The following is a 277-nucleotide window of genomic DNA, read 5'->3' on the forward strand; positions in this document are numbered from 1 at the left end:
GGTGGAGACAGTCGGGTTCGAACCGACGACCTCCGCCTTGCAAGGGCGGCGCTCTCCCAACTGAGCTATGTCCCCAAATAATTTAATTTACAATTTACAATGTACAGTTTGTTTACAGTTGGAAAACCAAACCACAAGAATATAAAGATTTTGAATCTAACTGTAAATTGTTAATTGTACATTGTCAATTGGTTTATTGGTGGGTCTAAGTGGACTCGAACCACTGACCTCACGCTTATCAGGCGTGCGCTCTGACCAACTGAGCTATAGACCCTTC

The 277-nt window shown here is 43.7% G+C and carries 2 tRNA genes; both read right to left on the reverse strand.

The window, feature by feature from the left end:
- Window positions 1-2: 2 nt before the first annotated feature.
- Window positions 3-75, reverse strand: a tRNA-Ala gene (locus ACYQ3D_RS12680).
- Window positions 76-197: 122 nt separating this feature from the next.
- Window positions 198-274: transfer RNA gene (locus ACYQ3D_RS12685), tRNA-Ile, on the reverse strand.
- Between the last annotated feature and the right edge of the window lie 3 nt (window positions 275-277).

The sequence above is a fragment of the Halanaerobaculum tunisiense genome, from assembly GCF_054657635.1.